Source organism: Pantoea sp. B270, assembly GCF_018726825.1.
Classification (GTDB): Bacteria; Pseudomonadota; Gammaproteobacteria; order Enterobacterales; family Enterobacteriaceae; genus Pantoea; species Pantoea dispersa.
Genome location: NZ_JAHCSX010000001.1, coordinates 214,745 through 232,356 on the forward strand (window position 1 = coordinate 214,745; position 17,612 = coordinate 232,356).

18 protein-coding genes are annotated in these 17,612 nt (G+C 61.0%); 5 read left to right on the forward strand and 13 right to left on the reverse strand.

Annotation, left to right across the window (positions count from 1 at the left end; all coding sequences use genetic code 11):
• Positions 1–4: 4 nt before the first annotated feature.
• A complete protein-coding gene (locus tag KOL70_RS01030; RefSeq protein WP_166719932.1) occupies positions 5–436 on the reverse strand; it encodes a multidrug/biocide efflux PACE transporter in 432 nt (143 codons plus the stop codon).
• A gap of 90 nt (positions 437–526) precedes the next feature.
• Here KOL70_RS01030 and KOL70_RS01035 point away from each other — a divergent pair, with 90 nt between their 5' ends.
• Positions 527–1,396, forward strand: coding sequence for a LysR family transcriptional regulator (locus KOL70_RS01035; RefSeq protein WP_021508646.1), 870 nt, complete (start codon positions 527–529; stop codon positions 1,394–1,396).
• Here the strand turns inward: KOL70_RS01035 and ybaK are convergent.
• From ybaK to copA, 3 genes are all read right to left on the reverse strand, one after another.
• Positions 1,393–1,872, reverse strand: coding sequence for a Cys-tRNA(Pro)/Cys-tRNA(Cys) deacylase YbaK (ybaK, locus tag KOL70_RS01040; protein ID WP_021508645.1), 480 nt, complete (start codon positions 1,870–1,872; stop codon positions 1,393–1,395). The two genes, KOL70_RS01035 and ybaK, sit on opposite strands and share 4 nt — an antisense overlap.
• A 163-nt stretch (positions 1,873–2,035) precedes the next feature.
• On the reverse strand, positions 2,036–2,836 hold the full coding sequence (locus tag KOL70_RS01045) for a TraB/GumN family protein (RefSeq protein ID WP_021508644.1): 801 nt from the start codon (positions 2,834–2,836) through the stop codon (positions 2,036–2,038).
• Positions 2,837–2,904: 68 nt separating this feature from the next.
• Positions 2,905–5,415 carry a copper-exporting P-type ATPase CopA gene (gene copA, locus KOL70_RS01050; protein ID WP_215480923.1) on the reverse strand — a complete coding sequence of 837 codons (2,511 nt, stop codon included), beginning with the start codon at positions 5,413–5,415 and terminating at the stop codon, positions 2,905–2,907.
• A gap of 95 nt (positions 5,416–5,510) precedes the next feature.
• On the opposite strand from copA, the gene cueR reads away from it, so the two are divergent.
• Entirely contained in the window at positions 5,511–5,927 is a 417-nt protein-coding gene (cueR, locus tag KOL70_RS01055) for a Cu(I)-responsive transcriptional regulator (protein ID WP_021508642.1), read from the forward strand.
• On the opposite strand, the gene KOL70_RS01060 is transcribed toward cueR, so the two are convergent.
• From KOL70_RS01060 to tesA, 5 genes are all read right to left on the reverse strand, one after another.
• On the reverse strand, positions 5,903–6,361 hold the full coding sequence (locus KOL70_RS01060; RefSeq protein ID WP_021508641.1) for an NfeD family protein: 459 nt from the start codon (positions 6,359–6,361) through the stop codon (positions 5,903–5,905). The two genes, cueR and KOL70_RS01060, sit on opposite strands and share 25 nt — an antisense overlap.
• Complete coding sequence (locus KOL70_RS01065) at positions 6,361–7,275, reverse strand: SPFH domain-containing protein (RefSeq protein ID WP_021508640.1); 915 nt, start codon at positions 7,273–7,275, stop codon at positions 6,361–6,363. The genes KOL70_RS01060 and KOL70_RS01065 overlap by 1 nt, the downstream gene beginning before the upstream one ends.
• Positions 7,276–7,339: 64 nt before the next feature.
• Positions 7,340–8,194, reverse strand: coding sequence for a co-chaperone YbbN (locus tag KOL70_RS01070; protein ID WP_021508639.1), 855 nt, complete (start codon positions 8,192–8,194; stop codon positions 7,340–7,342).
• Positions 8,195–8,273: 79 nt separating this feature from the next.
• Entirely contained in the window at positions 8,274–9,047 is a 774-nt protein-coding gene (locus KOL70_RS01075) for an SDR family oxidoreductase (protein WP_104189081.1), read from the reverse strand.
• A 31-nt stretch (positions 9,048–9,078) separates the two neighbouring features.
• Entirely contained in the window at positions 9,079–9,705 is a 627-nt protein-coding gene (gene tesA, locus KOL70_RS01080) for a multifunctional acyl-CoA thioesterase I/protease I/lysophospholipase L1 (RefSeq protein ID WP_021508637.1), read from the reverse strand.
• On the opposite strand from tesA, the gene ybbA reads away from it, so the two are divergent.
• Both ybbA and ybbP read left to right on the forward strand, forming a co-directional pair.
• Positions 9,673–10,359: a putative ABC transporter ATP-binding protein YbbA gene (ybbA, locus tag KOL70_RS01085; protein WP_104189079.1), complete on the forward strand. Its 687-nt coding sequence runs from the start codon at positions 9,673–9,675 to the stop codon at positions 10,357–10,359. The two genes, tesA and ybbA, sit on opposite strands and share 33 nt — an antisense overlap.
• Positions 10,356–12,773 (forward strand): putative ABC transporter permease subunit YbbP, encoded by a 2,418-nt coding sequence (gene ybbP / locus KOL70_RS01090; protein WP_104189077.1) that lies wholly within the window; start codon positions 10,356–10,358, stop codon positions 12,771–12,773. The genes ybbA and ybbP overlap by 4 nt, the downstream gene beginning before the upstream one ends.
• A gap of 263 nt (positions 12,774–13,036) precedes the next feature.
• Here ybbP and purK read toward each other — a convergent pair whose 3' ends face one another.
• From purK to ppiB, 4 genes are all read right to left on the reverse strand, one after another.
• The gene (purK, locus tag KOL70_RS01095) at positions 13,037–14,101 is read right to left on the reverse strand and encodes a 5-(carboxyamino)imidazole ribonucleotide synthase (protein ID WP_104189075.1); all 1,065 of its coding nucleotides are present in this window, start codon (positions 14,099–14,101) and stop codon (positions 13,037–13,039) included.
• A complete protein-coding gene (gene purE / locus KOL70_RS01100) occupies positions 14,098–14,607 on the reverse strand; it encodes a 5-(carboxyamino)imidazole ribonucleotide mutase (protein ID WP_021508633.1) in 510 nt (169 codons plus the stop codon). Before purE ends, purK begins: the two co-directional genes overlap by 4 nt.
• 133 nt (positions 14,608–14,740) lie before the next feature.
• Entirely contained in the window at positions 14,741–15,457 is a 717-nt protein-coding gene (locus KOL70_RS01105; RefSeq protein WP_058781235.1) for a UDP-2,3-diacylglucosamine diphosphatase, read from the reverse strand.
• Entirely contained in the window at positions 15,457–15,951 is a 495-nt protein-coding gene (gene ppiB, locus KOL70_RS01110; RefSeq protein ID WP_021508631.1) for a peptidylprolyl isomerase B, read from the reverse strand. Before ppiB ends, KOL70_RS01105 begins: the two co-directional genes overlap by 1 nt.
• Before the next feature lie 218 nt (positions 15,952–16,169).
• Here ppiB and cysS point away from each other — a divergent pair, with 218 nt between their 5' ends.
• Positions 16,170–17,555, forward strand: coding sequence for a cysteine--tRNA ligase (gene cysS / locus KOL70_RS01115; RefSeq protein WP_021508630.1), 1,386 nt, complete (start codon positions 16,170–16,172; stop codon positions 17,553–17,555).
• The last annotated feature ends 57 nt before the right edge of the window (positions 17,556–17,612 follow it).

The window sequence follows — 17,612 nt, forward strand, 5'->3', positions numbered from 1 at the left end:
TTTTTCAGGCGCGGCAGGATTTCTGACTCATCCAGCGCTGGCGCAGCTTATCCCATGCCCAGTTGTAAGCCATGGTGTAGGGCAGAAAGAACAGAAAGAACGCTACTTCCAGCAGGAAAGCGTCCAGCAGCGAAATATGCAACATCCACGCGGCAATCGGCAGGCCGATGAGGATAAAGCCGCCCTCAAAGCCGAGCGCATGCAGCGCGCGCAGGCCGAGACCGCGCTGGCGCTGCGGCGGGCAGAGACGGTCAAAACCGCTGTTATAAATGATGTTCCACAGCATGGCGACGGTCGACAGCATAATCGCCAGCGCGCCCATCTGAAACAGCGGTTTATCCATGACCCAGGCGGCCAGCGGCGCAACCGTGACGATCGCTAACCCTTCAAAGCCTGCGGCATGACAAAAACGTTCTTTCAGTGAACGGGTACGCATATAAACCTCCTTTTGAGTAACGCCACGCATTTTCTCACTGCACAATGCTAAGATAAAATGATTACCTATCGATAAAAGCGATGGTTCAGCATGAAGTACTCACCAGAATCCCTTGAGGCATTTGTCCAGACCGTCGCCAGCGGCTCGTTTTCCGCAGCGGCGCGTGCGCTGGCAAAAAGTCAGTCCACCATCAGTAGCGCGGTGGCCAATCTCGAAGATGACTTAGGCTTTGCGCTGTTTGACCGCAGCGGTCGCCAGCCGGTGCTGACCGCTCAGGGCCAGCGCGCGCTGGCGCAGGTGCAGCAAATTCTTGCTGCCAGCCAGCGGCTGGATGAACTGGCGGTGCGGCTGTCGCAGGGCGTTGAGCCGCGCCTCAGCCTGGCCATTTCCGACTTCTGGCAGGCCGATCACCATGAAAATCTGCTGACGCGCTTTGAGGCACGCTATCCGGATATCGAGTTTGAATGCATGATTGCGGAAGATGAGGATGTGCTGGATTTACTGCAGGCCGGGCGCGTACATCTTGGCGTGGTGCGCGCCCAGCCGCGTTTGCCGCCGGATCTGGCGGTGGCGCGACTGCAGGTTGAAGCGCAAATGGCGATTTTCCTGCATCAGGATCACCCGCTGGCAGCCCGTTCGCAGGTGAGCGAGGCGCAGCTGGGCGAATTGCGTCAGCTGCGGCTCAATACCTGGGTGGAAACCCGCCAGCCGCTGCCTGCGGGCCGCACCTGGTCGGCCCCAACTTATCTGTTGTTACTGGAGATGGCGGAGCAGGGGTTTGGCTGGAGCGTACTGCCGCGCTGGCTGGTGCAGCAGTTTGGTCATCAGGTCTTGCGCGAGCTGCCGGTGCCGGGCTGGCCGCAGCATATCGCAGTGGATGTCATCTGGTCGCGGCGCAATCCGCCGGGCCCGGCCGGGCGCTGGATGATCGACCAGCTGTGCGCGCAGCAGCCTGATTAATCGCGGCGCGCCACGTCAGCCAGCGTGGCATCCAGCAGCCGTGCCAGATCCTGCGCGGCCAGTTCGATATCCAGCCCGCGCTTGCCGCCGGAAATAAAGATGGTCGGGAATTCGCTGGCCTGCTGATCGATCACCGTCGGCAGTCGCTTTTTCTGCCCCAGCGGACTGATGCCACCCACCAGATAGCCGGTGACGCGCTGCGCCAGTTGCGGATCGGCCATGTCGGCTTTCTTCGCCCCCAGCGCTTTGGCGACTTTTTTCAAATCCAGCTGTGAAGAGACCGGCGTCACCGCCACTGCCAGCGCTTTGCCATCACCGTTAAGCGCCACCAGCAGGGTTTTAAACACCTGGCGCGCATCCAGGTTGAGCTTGCGCACCGCCTCGTCACCGAAGTGGGTTTCATGGCTGTCATGCTCGTAGGGATGCAGGGTAAAAGCGACCTGTTGTTTTTCCAGCAGTTTTACGGCGGGTGTCATAATCAATCCTTGCTACGAAAATTCTTATCTCGGTTTGCGTGAAAGTACTGGCGAAAATCTGAACTTTGCGCGAAAATTGGCCGGCGCCAGTCACCCTGGCGATAACCAAAATCATAAACAAATTCCTCTTTGACGGGCCGATAGCAATATTGGCCTTCTTTTTTTATGCCTTCAGCAGCTGCGGCAAATTGTCTTCGCCGTACAGATGCAGTGCACCGACCGCCACCACATAGCGCCCGCGCGGCAACGCCAGCAGCAGCTCGCGCCAGTGCTGATTACGGTTGCGCATCAGAGTATCGTTCAGTTCACTACTGAACGTAGTCGGCAGCGCCACCGGCTGACTGGCGGGCGGCGCATCCAGCCACCAGCTGATCATGGTTTGCAGCAGTCGCGCGTTGGTGTGCCAGTGTTCCAGCGTATCCAGCAGCAGCGCCAGGCCATCCTGCGGTAGTGATTTCAGCAACGCGATCTGCGTTTCCGGCCCTTCCAGCTCAATAATGCGTTTTCCTGCCGCCTGCGCTGCCTGCAGCAGCTGATAGTCGATACCGTACTGCGGTCGCAGCCCCAGCCGCTGCGCCTGCTGCGCCTGCAGCATCAGCGCAATTTGCCAGAACGGCAGGCTATCAAACAGCGCGATGTTCAGTGACAGCTCATCGCACAGCGCCGTCAGCTGCTGCAGCGTCTCTGGCGTCAGCCGCGTTGCCAGCGGCGGATACGCTTCACCCTCACTAAACGGTGAACTGCCGCGGGTAATATCCGCTTCCACCACCAGCGCATCGGCTTTCTGCAGCTGGCGCAGCAAGCCGGCCGGCAGCGGTTGCATATCGCGCGTGCCCATATGAATACTGCCAGCCAGATGCAGACGGCGGTCTCCGAGTCTGATATCCATGGCGGGCCAGCTGTAGCTGGCGGGGAACAGGCTGCTGGCCAGCTGTTGCAGGCGGTGCCACACACTGCGTCTCATGCCGTGTCCTTTTTAAGTCAAAAATCCATGCTAGCGATTTCGCTCAGCGAAAGACAGGGCAGAGGTTGCTATTGCCGCTGCGGCGGTTTAAAGCGTAGCAAACGGTTAGCATTGCTCACCACGGTGATCGACGACAGCGCCATGGCGGCACCGGCGACGATGGGGCTGAGCAGCACGCCGGTAAACGGATAGAGTACGCCGGCAGCAATCGGAATGCCCAGGCTGTTATAGACAAAGGCACCCAGCAGATTCTGCCGCATATTGCGCAGCGTGGCGTTGGCCATCGCCAGCGCGTCGGCCACGCAGTGCAGATCGTTGCGCATCAGCGCCATCGCCGCGGTTTCAACCGCCACATCGCTGCCGCCGCCCATGGCGATCCCCACATCCGCCTGCGCCAGCGCCGGGGCGTCGTTGATGCCGTCGCCCACCATCACCACGCTGCGCCCCTGCTGTTGCAGCTGCGCTATCGCCTGCGCTTTACCGTCCGGCAGCACGCCAGCGATCACCTCATCAATGCCCGCTTCGGCAGCGATGGCTTCGGCAGTGGTCTGATGGTCACCGGTCAGCATGATCAGACGGTAGCCCAACTGATGCAGCCGCTGTAGCGCCGCACGGCTCTCCGGACGCAGCTGGTCGCGCAGGGCGATCAGGCCCAGCAGCTGCTGCTGATCCGCCAGCAGCACCGGCGTGGCGCCCTGCGCGGCGAGCCGCGCGATATCCTGCTGTGCGTCGCGCAGGTCGATGTGCTGCTCTTCCAGCAGCGCCGCATTGCCCAGCAGCAGCGTTCTGTCAGCGACAGTAGCACTCACGCCTTTGCCACGTATTGTACGAAATTGCGCAACGCGGGCATCACTGACGGTCGGTGCGGCGGCGACGATGGCCTTCGCCAGCGGATGCCCCGATCCCAGCTCCAGCTGGGCGGCCGCCTGCAATACCTGCTGACGATCCCAGTCGCTGTACAGCAGCACCTCGCTGACCTGCGGCGTACCCTGGGTCAGGGTGCCGGTTTTATCAAACACAATGGTGTCGACTTCACTGGCCCGCTGCAGCGCATCGGCATCGCGCACCAGCACGCCCAGCTCGGCAGCGCGGCCGACGCCCGCAATCACCGACATCGGCGTGGCTAAGCCCAGCGCACACGGACAGGCGATAATCAACACCGTGGTGACAATCACCAGCGTATAGGCCAACTGCGGCTGCGGCCCGATAAAATACCAGACCGCTCCGCTGAGCAAGGCAATCGCCACCACCACCGGCACAAATACCGCCGAGATGCGATCGGCCAGCCGGCCCATTTCCGGCTTGCTGCTCTGCGCCTGACGCACCAGATTGATGATACGGGCCAGCGTGGTATGGCTGCCGGTGGCGCGGGCGGTGAACTGTAGCGATCCGTCCTGCACCAGCGTCCCGGCATAAATCTTATCGCCAGGACGGCGCGACTGCGGCAGCGCTTCGCCGGTGAGCATTGCTTCGTCAAGCCAGGCTTCGCCGCGGCTGACTTCGCCGTCCACCGGTACGCGATCGCCGGTCACCAGCTTCAGCATCATGCCCGGTGCGATTTCGCTCAGCGGCAGTTGCTTTTCCCCTTCGGCGGTGATCACGCAGGCCTGCGCCGGGGTTAAATCCAGCAGCCGCTCCAGCGCCTGTGAGGCGCGCTGGCGCGCGCGCTGTTCCAGCGCATGGCCGAGGTTAATCAGGCCGATGATCATCACGCTGGCTTCAAAATAAAGGTGGCGCGCCTGCGGCGGGAAAAATGCCGGCCACAGCGCGACGCTCATCGAGTAGATCCAGGCCGCACCGGTACCGAGCGCGACCAGCGTGTCCATGGTGGCGGTAGCATGACGCAGGCTGCGCCACGCGCTGCGATAGAAGTGGCCGCCGGCAAGCACCATCACCGCCAGCGTGACGGCACCGAGCACGCGCCAGAGCGTCTGATTGCTGTCGTTTAGCATCATGTGATCACCGACCATGCCCCAGACCATCATCGGCACGCCGACGATCAGCGCCAGCGCCGCCTGCCAGCTAAAGCGGCGCATCGCCTGCCGTGCGCTGACCTGCTGGCGCTCGCGCCGGGTTTGTTCATCTTCGATCACTTCCGCAGAATAACCCGCCTCGTCTACGGCGCTGACCAGCGCTGAGGGTACGGCATCGCCCAGCACCAGCGCGCTGCGCTCACCCAGATTGACGCGCGCCTGGCTCACGCCGGGCACTTTCTGTAACGCCTGCTCGACGCGGCTGACGCAGCTGGCGCAGCTCATCCCGCCTATCAGCAGATGGTGCACCGCAAGATTCTCTTCTGCCGGCTGCGACTCCGTTGTCAGCGCCTCCGGCTGCGGCTCCTGAGCTGGCAACGGATCAGGCTTTGGGCTGGACGCCTCATTTTTCAGCGTGGCGTGATAACCAGCCTGCTCAACGGTGGCAATCAGATCGCTGGCGCTGGCTGCGCCGGTGACGCGCGCTTCCTGCTGCGTTACCTCGGCCTGTTCCACATCGCTGCGCTGTTCCAGCGCCTCTTTAACGCGTTTAACACAGTGGCCACAGGACAAGCCGTCCAGAGCCAGTAATTGTGTGTGTGACATCATCAACTCCTCGTTTATCAGGTTTGACTCGCTGCAAGGTTTGCATTAGTTATAAAGCCTAAACCTTCCATTCAGGGGAAGGTCAAGGGGCAGAGATGAACATCAGCGATGTAGCAAAAAAAACCGGGCTGACCAGCAAAGCGATTCGTTTTTACGAACAGAAAGGGGTGGTTACGCCGCCGTTACGCAGTGACAACGGCTATCGCAGTTATGGCGCGCACCACCTGGATGAGCTCAATTTTCTGCGCCAGGCGCGGCAGGTGGGCTTCACACTCGAGGAGTGTCGCGAACTGGTCGCGCTGTTTAATAACCCGGCGCGCCACAGTGCTGATGTTAAAGCGCGCACTCTGCAGAAGGCGGATGAGATCGCGGCGCATATTGAAGAGCTGCACGCGATGCGCGCGCGTCTGCTGGAACTGGCTGCAGCCTGCCCGGGCGATGACGGTGCCGAATGTCCCATCATCAATCACCTGGCGGGCTGCGGTCATCAGGAGGGCGGCAAACGCGGCTGAATCAGCAGCGTGATGCCTGACACGCCGGTCACGATCACCGGCGTGCCCGCTGGCAAATCTTCCTGCGCCTGCACGCGCCAGCTGCTGTCACCAATGCGCACATGACCGACGCCGTCTTTTAGCGCACTGTCTAACGTCAGGTGCTGGCCAATCAGCTGGCTGCCGCGCTGATTAAGTGTATTGGGCTGCTGCGCACTTTCGCGAAAGCGCATCCAGCGATACCAGAAAAACACGCACAGCAGCGTCAGGGCGGCGAACAACATGCCCTGGCTGGTCCACGAGAACGGAAACAGCCACTCAATGATCCCGACCAGCACCGCCGCCACGCCGCTCCACAGCAGGTAACCGCTGGTGCCGAGCATCTCCGCAGCCAGCAGTAAACCGCCCAGCGTGAGCCAGAACCAGTGCGGATGCGCAATCAGCTCCATCAGCATCACGGTTTGCGCTCCTGACGGCTCTCTTTCAGCAGCTCGCTGATACCGGCCACCGAGCCGAGCAGGCTGCTGGCATCGAGCGGCATCATCACCACTTTGCTGTTATTCGCTTCGCCAATTTTTTGCAGGGCATCGGTGTATTTCTGCGCCACAAAGTAATTAATCGCCTGGATATCCCCGGCAGAGATGGCTTCTGACACCATCCGCGTGGCGTTGGCCTCGGCTTCGGCCTGACGCTCGCGCGCTTCCGCCTGCAAAAAAGCGGAGGTACGTTCGCCTTCCGCTTTAAGGATTTGCGACTGCTTATCGCCCTCGGCGCGCAGGATGGCCGCCTGGCGAACGCCTTCGGCGGCGAGGATATCGGCGCGTTTGGTACGCTCGGCTTTCATCTGCGCGTTCATGGCCGCTATCAGTTCCTGCGGCGGGCGCACGTCGCGGATTTCAATACGGGTGATTTTTACCCCCCACGGATTGGTCGCTTCATCAACAATGTGCAGCAGGCGGGTATTAATGTTATCGCGCTGCGACAGCATCTCATCCAGCTCCATGCCGCCGAGCACGGTGCGGATATTGGTCATGGTGAGGTTGATGATGGCCAGCTCAAGATTGCTGACTTCATAAGCGGCGCGCGCCGAATCCACCACCTGAATAAAGCACACTGCGTCGATGGTGACGTTGGCGTTATCTTTGGAGATGATCTCCTGCGAGGGAATATCGAGGACCTGCTCCATCATATTGATCCGGCGACCAATACGATCCATGAACGGCACGACTAAATTCAGACCGGGCGGCAACGTTTTGGTGTAGCGGCCAAAGCGCTCCACCGTCCACTGGTAGCCCTGTGGCACAATTTTGACACCGGCCCACACGGTAACCAGCGCGAGCACGATGATGACGGGAATCACTGTTAACATATAACCTCCTGGCTGTCAGATTGTCGGGCCGAGTCGCTTCGGCCCGTTTACCGCGCGGTACCGGTCAGTACAGCAGCGAGTAGAGCTGGCGACGATAGCGCGAGGCGAGGGCATCGCCGGTGCCGAGGGCCGCCAGAATCTCCTGGAACATTTTGCGCACTTCGCCGTCACCGGCGCTGAGATCGCGCTTCAGAAAACCTAACAACAGCTCCAGCGCTTCTTCATTGCGGCCCACCTGATGCAGCTGTAACGCAAGTTTAGCAGCCAGACCGGCGTTGTCCGGTTCGCTTGCCATCTGCTCCTGGAGCTGCTGGATCTCCGGCGTGTCGGCGGCCTGTTTCAGCAGGTCGATTTGCGAAATCAGGCTCTGATAGCGCGTATCCTGATCCTGCAACGGCACCACAGCCAGCACCGCTTCGGCTTCTTCGCTGCGGTTCAGGGTGATCAGGACTTCTGCCAGCAGAAAACCGATTTCACTGTTCTGATTGCTCAGCTGCCAGGCGTCTTTCAGCAGCGGTAGCGCATCCAGCGGCTTGCCTTCCTGCATCAGCTGCATCGCCTGCTGCGCCTTTAACTCCTCTTCACGCGGCAGGACTTTCTCCAGCAGCGCGCGAATTGCCTCTTCCGGCTGCGGGCCCTGGAAGCCATCGACCGGCTGGCCGTTCTGGAACAGGTAGACGGTCGGCAGAGAGCGCAGACCAAACTGCGATGCCACCAGCTGCTCTTTATCGCAATCCAGCTTCGCCAGAATAAACTGGCCGGCGTACTCCTGTGCCAGACGTTCCAGCACCGGCGTCAGCTGCTGGCAGTGCTGGCTGCGCTCCGACCAGAAGTAGAACAGTACCGGCAGCTGCATTGATTGCTCCAGCGTCTGCTGCAGGTTGGATTCGTTGATGTCGATAATCAAAGCGTGTGACATGAATACGTCTCTTGGCAGAAAGTGTGTTGAGGATATGGGGGCAAACGCCCCGGCTTCAAGTTCAATTCCGGCTTGCAGTTTAGTTACTGCGTAAAATGCGATCCAGCATCCAGCCCGGCAGCAGTCGTTTGAGCAGACTCATCGCCCAGGCGACCAGCGTCACCGGATAGCGCAGGCGCGGATGTTTACTCTCCAGCGCATGCCGCAGTTTCGGCAGAATCGCCTCCGGTGGCAGGCTAAAGCGCGCGGCGATACCGGGGTTGCGCACGGGCTTGTCGCGTTCGCCCTGCTGCACGTTTTCGGTAAACCGGGTGGTAATCGGGCCCGGCTCAATCAGGCTGACGCGCACGCCGCTGTGGCGCACTTCCATGCGCAGCGCATCGCTCCACGCCTCCAGCGCCCATTTACTGGCGGCATAAGCGCCGCGGCCCGGCGTGGAAATCAGGCCGAGCACCGAGCTGGTGTTGATAATCCGCCCGTCGCCGCTATTTTGCAGCGCCGGCAACAGGCGCAGCGTCAGCTGGTGGGTGCCAAAAAAGTTGGTGGAGAATTGCTGCTCCAGCTGCTGACGCGACACGCTGGTCAGCGGACCGTACTGGCCGAAGCCGCCGTTATTGAACAGCCCGTGCAGGCAGTGATCGGTGAGGTCCAGCACGCGATCGGCGGCGGCATCCACGCTGGCCGGATCGTCAAGATCCAGCTGGATGCCGGTGAAGCCGAGCTCATCCATGCGCGCCACATCGTCGGCGCGGCGACAGGCGGCCAGCACGCGATAGCCGCGCGCCAGCAGATCGTTGGCCGCCACCAGACCGATGCCGCTGGAGCAGCCGGTTATTAATACAGACTTTTGCATATCTTTACCTGTCATTGGGCTCGTCGCGGCGTTAATCATGCTTAACTAGCGGAGCCAGTTGCTCAGCCATCAGGTTGGCGATGAACGGCTGCGCATCCGGATTGGGGTGAATACCGTCCTGCTGCATCCACTCCGGCTTCAGATAAACCTGCTCCATAAAGAACGGTACCAGCGGAATATGATACTGCTGCGCGAGGCGCGGATAGAGCGCGCTGAACGCGTCGGTGTAGCGTCGGCCATAATTAGCCGGCAGACGAATTTGCATCAGCAGCGGCTGGGCGTTAGCGGCTTTGACCTGATCGATAATTTTACTCAGATCCTGCGCGATGTTTTGCGGCGGGAAGCCGCGCAGCCCATCGTTACCGCCCAATTCGATTAACACCCACTGCGGCTGATGCTGTTTTAATAGGCCCGGCAACCGCGCCAGCCCCTGACCGGCGGTATCACCGCTGATGCTGGCGTTAACCACTTTGGGCTGCTGTTGCCAGGTTTTGTCGAGCAGGCTCGGCCAGGCGGCGGTGGCGGACATGCGATAGCCGGCACTCAGGCTATCGCCGAGAATCAGCAGGGTATCGGCGGCGGCGATGCGCGACACCAGCAGCAGCAATAACAACAGGAAGGAATAATGCCAGCGGAAAACATTGTTGCAGTTCATCATCTTACTAAGTCCGTCGGTCAGGGAGAGCATCAGCTGACCATCCTTACCGGAGTTGAGCTGGTTGTCAAACCAGCCGAGACGCTGGCGTTGATCGGCGAGTCGGGATCCGGGAAATCCACCCTGCTGGGCATTCTCGCCGGATTGGATGATGGCAGCAGCGGCGAAGTGCATCTGCTGGGCCAGCCGCTGCACCAGATGAACGAAGAGCAACGCGCCGCGTTACGTGCGCGTGAGGTCGGTTTTGTGTTTCAGTCCTTTATGCTGGTGCCCACGCTCAACGCGCTGGAGAACGTCCAGCTTCCGGCACTGCTGCGCGGAGACAGCGATCGCGACAGTCGCGCGCAGGCCACTGAAATACTGACGCAGCTCGGACTAAAAGATCGTCTGCACCATCTGCCGGCCCAGCTCTCCGGCGGCGAACAGCAGCGCGTGGCGCTGGCACGCGCCTTCAGCGGCCGTCCTGGCCTGCTGTTTGCCGATGAGCCGACCGGTAACCTCGATCGCAAAACCGGCGATCGCATCGCCGATCTGCTGTTTTCGCTCAACCGCGATTTCGCCACCACGCTGATTCTGGTGACGCACGATGAGCAGCTGGCGGCACGCTGCGATCGTCGCCTGCGGCTGCGCGACGGCAAGCTGTGGGAGGAAGCATGATCTGGCGCTGGTTCTGGCGCGAGTGGCGTTCGCCCTCGCTGCTGATTGTCTGGCTGGCGCTGACGCTGGCAGTGGCCTGCGTGCTGGCGCTGGGCTCAATCAGCGATCGCATGGAGAAAGGGCTGAGCCAGCAGAGCCGTGACTTTATGGCGGGCGACCGCACGCTGCGCAGCAGTAAACCGGCACCGGATGCGTGGCTGGACAAAGCGCGCGAAGAGGGGCTGGCGGTTAGCCGGCAGCTCAGCTTTATGACCATGACCTTTGCGCAGGAGACACCGCAGCTGGCCGATGTCAAAGCGGTCGATGATGCGTACCCGATGTTCGGCACCCTGCAGACGGATCCGCCCGGCCTGCGTCCGGTGGCCGGAACGGTGCTGGCCGCGCCGCGTCTGCTGGCGCTGCTTAACCTGAAGGTCGGTGACCGCATTGACGTGGGCGATACCACGCTGCGCATTGCCGGCGAAGTGATTCAGGAGCCGGACGGCGGATTCAATCCGTTTCAGACGGCGCCACGTTTGCTGATGAACCTTGCTGACGTGGAGAAAACCGGCGCGATCCAGCCCGGTAGCCGTCTGAGCTGGCGCTATAAGTTTTCCGGCGAGGCGGCACCGCTGGCGCGCTATGATCGCTGGATTCAGCCGCAATTGCAGGCCGGCGAGCGCTGGATCAGCGTGGAAAATTCCGAGGATGCGCTGGGCCGCTCAATGCAGCGTGCGCAGCAGTTCCTGCTGCTCTCGGCGCTGTTAACCCTGCTGCTGGCGATTGCCGCAGTGGCCGTCGCCATGAGTCATTACTGCCGCAGCCGTTACGATCTGGTGGCGGTGCTGAAAACGCTGGGCGCCACGCGGAAATCGCTGCAGCGGCTGATTATCGGTCAGTGGCTGGCCGTGCTGCTGCTGGCGGCCATCGCTGGCAGTGCGCTGGGGCAGGGCATTGAAGTCGCGCTGCTGCTGATGCTCAAACCGGTGCTGCCCGCCGCTTTACCGGCTGCCAGCGTCTGGCCGTGGTTGTGGGCGATTGGCGCGCTGGTGGTGATCTCGCTGCTGGTCGGGTTGCGTCCGTACCGTCTGCTGATGGCCACACAGCCGCTGCGCGTGCTGCGTCGTGATGCGGTAGCCACACTGTGGCCGCTGCGTATTTATCTGCCGGTGATGGCGCTGGTGGTGGTAGCGCTCCTTGCGCTGCTGATGGGCGGCAGCAAAATGTTGTGGGCGCTGCTGGCTGGCGTGGTGATGCTGGCACTGCTGCTGGCGCTGCTCGGCTGGGGCACGCTCCTGCTGCTGCGCAGACTGGTGGTGCGTAATCTGGCGCTGCGCCTGGCGATCAACCGTCTGCTGCGTCAGCCTGCCATGACGCTCAGCCAGCTGGCGGCGTTTTCGCTCTCCTTTATGCTGCTGGCGTTATTGCTGGTGATGCGCGGCGATCTGCTCGATCGCTGGCAGCAGCAATTACCGGCGGATGCGCCCAACTATTTTCTGCTCAATCTGACCCAGCAGCAGGTGCCGCAGGTAGACGAGTTCCTGCGGCAGCATCAGGTTAACGCCGGAACCTTCTATCCGATCGTGCGGGCAAGGCTCACTGAGCTGAACGGCAAGCCGGCCGATCCCAACCTGGATAACGCGCTGAATCGCGAGCTCAATCTGACGTGGCAGGCGGAGCGTCCGGATCACAATCCGCTGGTGGCCGGCAGCTGGCCACCGAAAGCCGGTGAAGTCTCGATGGAGGTCGAGCTGGCCGATCGTCTGGGCGTCAGGCTCGGCGACAGGCTGACTTTTAGCGGCGATACGCAGCAGTTCAGCGCGACGATCACCAGTCTGCGCAAGGTCGACTGGGAGAGCCTGCGGCCAAACTTCTTCTTTATCTTCCCGCCGGGCGCGCTCGATCAGCAGCCACAAACCTGGCTGACCAGCTTCCGCATGGCGAACGATCCCGCGCTGCTGGCGCAGCTTAACCGCGCGTTCCCGACGCTGAGCCTGCTGGATGTCGGCAGCATGCTGAAGCAGATTGGACAGGTGCTGGCGCAGGTGAGTCAGGCGCTGGAGATCATGGTGATCCTGGTGACGGTTTGCGGTGTGTTGCTGCTGCTGGCGCAGATCCAGGTCGGCATGCGCCAGCGCCGGCAGGAGCTGGTGGTGTATCGCACGCTCGGTGCCAGCCAGCGCCTGCTGCGCGGTACGCTGTGGTGTGAGTTTGCGCTGCTTGGCGTGGTCGCGGGAATCGCGGCGGCGCTGGGGGCGGAAGCGGCACTGTGGGGGCTTCAGCGCAAGATTTTTGATTTCCCGTGGCAGCCAGACTGGACGCTGTGGCTGGCGCTGCCGCTGTGCGGTGCGGCGCTGCTGTCGCTGTGCGGCGGCTGGCTGGGTGTCCGTTTACTGAAGGGGAAAGCGCTGTTCAGGCGGTTTGATGCTGCCTGATGCCCTCACCCCAGCCCTCTCCCACGGGAGAGGGAGCCGATCGGGCCCGTATGCGTGATTCTGCACTTCAGAACGTTCAGGTGAGTGTCAAACTGAAAAATCGCAGCGCATGGTTCCCTCTCCCACGGGAGAGGGGGGCCGATCGAGCCCGTATGCGTGATTCTGCACTTCAGGACATTAAGGTGAGCGTCAAACTGAAAAATCGCACCGTATAATCCCCTCTCCCTGTGGGAGAGGGCAAGGGTGAGGGAAACACCGCAGAACTACAGCTTCGCCACGGCCCACGCGATGCCGCTCGCATAGGCATCAGGCAGCAGCGGTACCAGCGCATTGAGTGCGGCGGTGAGGCGTGCCGGATCGCTGTCGGTCAGATTCAGGTGCCCGACCTTGCGTCCGGCGCGGACTTCTTTGTCGTACCAGTGCAGATGTACCAGCGGCTGCTGCAGCCAGTCGGTATTGAGGTCGGTGCCAATCAGGTTGACCATCACCGACGGCGCAAACACCACCGGCTGCGGCAGCGGCAGACCGAGCACCGCACGCAGGTGCAGTTCAAACTGGCTGATAGAGGCGCCATTCTGCGTCCAGTGGCCGCTGTTGTGCACGCGCGGTGCCAGCTCATTGATCAGCAAGCCCTGCGGCGTGACGAAACACTCCATCGCCATCACGCCCACGTACTTCAGCTCATGCATGATCGCGCTCAGCATCGCTTCTGCCTGCTGCTGTTGCGCGGCATCAGCCTGCGGGAAGGCAAAGCTGGTCCGCAGGATGCCGTCCTGATGCAGGTTGTGCGTCAGCGGATAAAACACCGTGCGGCCATCGTGCCCACGCGCGCCCACCAGCGAGACTTCACCGCTGAAGTTAATACCCTGCTCAACGATGCACTCGCCGTAGCACTCATCCGGCAGCGTTGCGGTTTCGTCGGCGCGCAGGCGCCACTGACCGCGGCCGTCGTAGCCGCCGGTGCGGCGCTTGACGATCGCCAGCTCGCCCAGCGTGCTAAATACCGCCGGCCACTCGCTTTTATCGGCCAGCAACTGCCACGGCGCGGTTGCCAGGTTGAGTTGATCGAGCAACTGCTTTTGCGTCAGGCGATCGGCGAGGCGCGGAAAAATATCGCGGTTGACGAACGCCGGATGGTTAGCCAGCTCGCGCGTCAGCGCGGTTTCCGGCCAGCGCTCGATTTCCGCGGTGATCACGCTTTGCGCGATCGGCAGTGCCGACGGCTCCGCGTCCAGCCCGACCGGATACACGGCGATGCCCAGCGGCTCGCCGGCCTGGCGCAGCATGCGGCCCAGCTGACCGTTGCCGAGTACGCAAACTGGCTTCATGCGTCCTCCCGCGGATCCGGATTATTCAGCACCTCATCGGTCTGGCTCTGACGCCAGGCGGCCAGGCGTGCAGCCAGATCGCGATCGTGAATCGCCAGGATCTGCGCCGCCAGCAGTGCGGCGTTGGCGGCACCGGCTTTACCGATGGCCAGCGTACCGACTGGAATCCCGCGCGGCATTTGTACGATGGAGTAGAGGCTGTCCACGCCGCTCAGCGCTGCGCTCTGTACCGGTACGCCCAGCACCGGCAGCAGGGTTTTCGCCGCCAGCATGCCTGGCAGGTGCGCCGCACCGCCGGCACCGGCGATGATCACCTGAAAACCGTTGTCGGCTGCGCGCTCTGCAAAGCTGAACAGCTTATCTGGCGTACGGTGCGCAGAGACCACTTCAACGTGGAACGGGACATCCAGGCTGTTAAGGATTTCCTCGGCGAACTGCATGGTAGCCCAGTCACTTTTGGAACCCATGACGATGGCGATACGGGCCGGGGCGGCGTTGGATGACATGCGGTCAACTCCTGTGAATAATCAAACGAACCTGGCCGGGCGGGCAGGTAAAGAAGGGCACAGAGAATAGCACGAGACAGCGGCAAGGAAAACGGTTGCGTGGGCGGAAAACCGGCATTTCCGCCGCAAACAATCAGAAAGGAAATTCGATCAACTGCACGCCCTGTGCGTCCAGCTGAATCATCGATCCGCGCTCATGCCACGCGCCCAGCACCGCGCGTTGCGCTGGCGTGCCGGCGAGCTCGAACTGATGAATCGCCGGGCGATGGGTGTGGCCGTGAACCAGGATCGACACCTGCTGGCGCGTCATCGCCGCGGCTACTGCCTGCGGGTTGACGTCCATGATGCTCAGTGACTTGTGCTGGTTGGCCTGCTTGCTGTCGGCCCGCATCCGCGCAGCAATGCGCATGCGCAGACGCAACGGCAGCGCGAGAAACAGCCGCTGCAGCCAGCGCTGATGGACTTTGGCGCGAAAACGCTGATAACCGTGATCGTCCGTACACAGCGTGTCGCCATGCATCATCAGCACGCGCTGACCATAGCGCTCCAGCACCTGCTCTTCGGGCAGCAGCGTCATGCCGCTGGCGCGGGCGAACTGTTGACCTAACAGGAAGTCGCGATTGCCGTGAATAAAGAATTTTGGCACCGGCAGGGCACGCAGGGCGTCGGCGATCTGCTGATGCAGCGGATTAGGATCGTCATCGCCAATCCAGGCTTCAAACAGATCGCCAAGGATGTAAAGCGCATCACACTGCTGCGCTTCCCCCTGCAAAAAATGCAGAAAACCGGCAGTGATTGCCGGTTCTTCCTGACACAGATGTAAATCTGCGATAAACAGCGTGCGCGACATTACTCGCTGACGGTCACTTTCTGGATGATCACGTCATCAACCGGCACGTCCTGGTGCATGCCGCTGCGGCCGGTTTTCACTGCTTTGATTTTTTCGACCACGTCCATGCCTTCAACCACTTCAGCAAACACGCAGTAACCCCAGCCCTGCAGGCTTTCGTCACGGAAGTTCAGGAAGTCGTTATCGGCAACGTTGATGAAGAACTGTGCGGTGGCCGAGTGAGGTGCCTGGGTACGCGCCATCGCCAGCGTGCCTTTGGTGTTTTTCAGGCCGTTATTGGCTTCGTTGCGGATGTCTGCTTTGGTGGCTTTCTGCTTCATGCCCGGCTCGAAACCGCCGCCCTGAATCATGAATCCGTTGATCACGCGGTGAAAAATGGTGTTGTCGTAGAAACCTTCACGGCAGTAGTCCAGGAAGTTCTGTACGGTAGCCGGCGCTTTGTCATCGAAGGTTTTGATTACGATATCGCCATGGTTCGTCTGGAAAGTGACCATTATATTCGTCCTGTGGAGGTTGTCGTCAGTATCAACTGCCGCACCGGCAAGGCGGCGGGGCATTTTTGTAGACGCCTCTTATATCACAATTTCCAATAACGCGTCAGTAAGGCAACGGCAGTTGCGAAGCGAGCGATGCACAAGTCGGAAAAATACGGCACAATAACCGGCTACATCAAGAAGGCGTATCCCGCACACGTAAACAACGGAATCGTTCAATGCTAAAGATCTATAACACCCTGAGTCGCCAGAAAGAGGAATTTAAACCCATTCATGCCGGTGAAATCGGTATGTACGTGTGTGGAATCACGGTTTACGACCTCTGTCATATCGGCCATGGGCGTACCTTTGTGGCATTCGACGTGGTCGCGCGTTACCTGCGTTACGTGGGCTATAAGCTGAAATACGTGCGTAATATCACTGACATCGATGACAAGATCATCAAACGTGCCAACGAAAACGGGGAAAGCATCGAAACGCTGACCAACCGGATGATCGCCGAAATGCACAAAGATTTTGCCGCGCTGGGTATTCTGCCGCCGGATCTCGAGCCACGCGCCACGCGCCACATCGCGGAGATCATCGAACTGGTCGGCAAGCTGATCGATCGCGGCCATGCCTACGTGGCTGATAACGGCGACGTGATGTTTGATGTGCTGAGCGATAAAGATTACGGCGCGCTGTCGCGTCAGGATCTCGAACAGCTGCAGGCCGGCGCGCGCGTGGAAGTGGCGGAAGTGAAGCGCAACCCGATGGACTTTGTGCTGTGGAAAATGTCCAAAGCCGATGAGCCGGCGTGGAACTCACCGTGGGGCAATGGCCGTCCGGGCTGGCACATTGAGTGCTCGGCGATGAACTGCAAACAGCTTGGCACCCATTTCGACATCCACGGCGGCGGTTCAGACCTGATGTTCCCGCACCATGAGAACGAAGTGGCGCAGTCGACCTGTGCACACGATGGCCCGTACGTGAACTACTGGATGCACTCCGGCATGGTGATGGTTGACCGGGAAAAGATGTCGAAATCGCTCGGCAACTTCTTTACCGTGCGCGATGTGTTGCAGCACTACGATGCGGAAACCGTGCGCTACTTCCTGATGTCCGGCCACTATCGCAGCCAGCTTAACTATGGCGAAGATAACCTGAATCAGGCACGCGCGGCGCTGGAGCGCCTTTACACCGCGCTGCGCCATACCGATGCCAGCGCGACGCCGGCTGGCGGTGAGGCGTTTGAAGCCCGCTTCCGTACCGCCATGGACGATGATTTCAACACGCCGGAAGCTTACTCGGTGCTCTTCGATATGGCGCGTGAAGTCAATCGCCTGAAGGGTGAAGATAAAGCCGCCGCCGATGCGCTGGCCGCGAAACTGCGTCAGCTGGCCGATGTACTGGGCATTCTGCAGCAGGATCCGGAGCAGTTCCTGCAGAGTGGCGCACAGGTCAATGCCGACGAAGTGGCAGAGATTGAACACTGGGTGAAAACCCGCGCCGATGCGCGTGCTGCAAAAGACTGGGCGCAGGCAGACATCGCACGTGACAAGCTGAACGAGCTGGGCGTAATCGTGGAAGATGGCCCGCAGGGGTCAAGCTGGCGCCGTAAATAACAAAAAGGGCGAACTGCGGTTCGCCCTTTTTATCACCAGCGATCAACGGGTGTAGGG

Coding starts and splice junctions, on each gene's coding strand:
- KOL70_RS01030 (WP_166719932.1), bottom strand. CDS start 436: ATGCGTACCCGTTCACTGAAAGAACGTTTTTGTCATGCCGCAGGCTTT.
- KOL70_RS01035 (WP_021508646.1), top strand. CDS start 527: ATGAAGTACTCACCAGAATCCCTTGAGGCATTTGTCCAGACCGTCGCC.
- ybaK (WP_021508645.1), bottom strand. CDS start 1,872: ATGACACCCGCCGTAAAACTGCTGGAAAAACAACAGGTCGCTTTTACC.
- KOL70_RS01045 (WP_021508644.1), bottom strand. CDS start 2,836: ATGAGACGCAGTGTGTGGCACCGCCTGCAACAGCTGGCCAGCAGCCTG.
- copA (WP_215480923.1), bottom strand. CDS start 5,415: ATGTCACACACACAATTACTGGCTCTGGACGGCTTGTCCTGTGGCCAC.
- cueR (WP_021508642.1), top strand. CDS start 5,511: ATGAACATCAGCGATGTAGCAAAAAAAACCGGGCTGACCAGCAAAGCG.
- KOL70_RS01060 (WP_021508641.1), bottom strand. CDS start 6,361: ATGCTGATGGAGCTGATTGCGCATCCGCACTGGTTCTGGCTCACGCTG.
- KOL70_RS01065 (WP_021508640.1), bottom strand. CDS start 7,275: ATGTTAACAGTGATTCCCGTCATCATCGTGCTCGCGCTGGTTACCGTG.
- KOL70_RS01070 (WP_021508639.1), bottom strand. CDS start 8,194: ATGTCACACGCTTTGATTATCGACATCAACGAATCCAACCTGCAGCAG.
- KOL70_RS01075 (WP_104189081.1), bottom strand. CDS start 9,047: ATGCAAAAGTCTGTATTAATAACCGGCTGCTCCAGCGGCATCGGTCTG.
- ybbA (WP_104189079.1), top strand. CDS start 9,673: ATGCCAGCGGAAAACATTGTTGCAGTTCATCATCTTACTAAGTCCGTC.
- tesA (WP_021508637.1), bottom strand. CDS start 9,705: ATGATGAACTGCAACAATGTTTTCCGCTGGCATTATTCCTTCCTGTTG.
- ybbP (WP_104189077.1), top strand. CDS start 10,356: ATGATCTGGCGCTGGTTCTGGCGCGAGTGGCGTTCGCCCTCGCTGCTG.
- purK (WP_104189075.1), bottom strand. CDS start 14,101: ATGAAGCCAGTTTGCGTACTCGGCAACGGTCAGCTGGGCCGCATGCTG.
- purE (WP_021508633.1), bottom strand. CDS start 14,607: ATGTCATCCAACGCCGCCCCGGCCCGTATCGCCATCGTCATGGGTTCC.
- KOL70_RS01105 (WP_058781235.1), bottom strand. CDS start 15,457: ATGTCGCGCACGCTGTTTATCGCAGATTTACATCTGTGTCAGGAAGAA.
- ppiB (WP_021508631.1), bottom strand. CDS start 15,951: ATGGTCACTTTCCAGACGAACCATGGCGATATCGTAATCAAAACCTTC.
- cysS (WP_021508630.1), top strand. CDS start 16,170: ATGCTAAAGATCTATAACACCCTGAGTCGCCAGAAAGAGGAATTTAAA.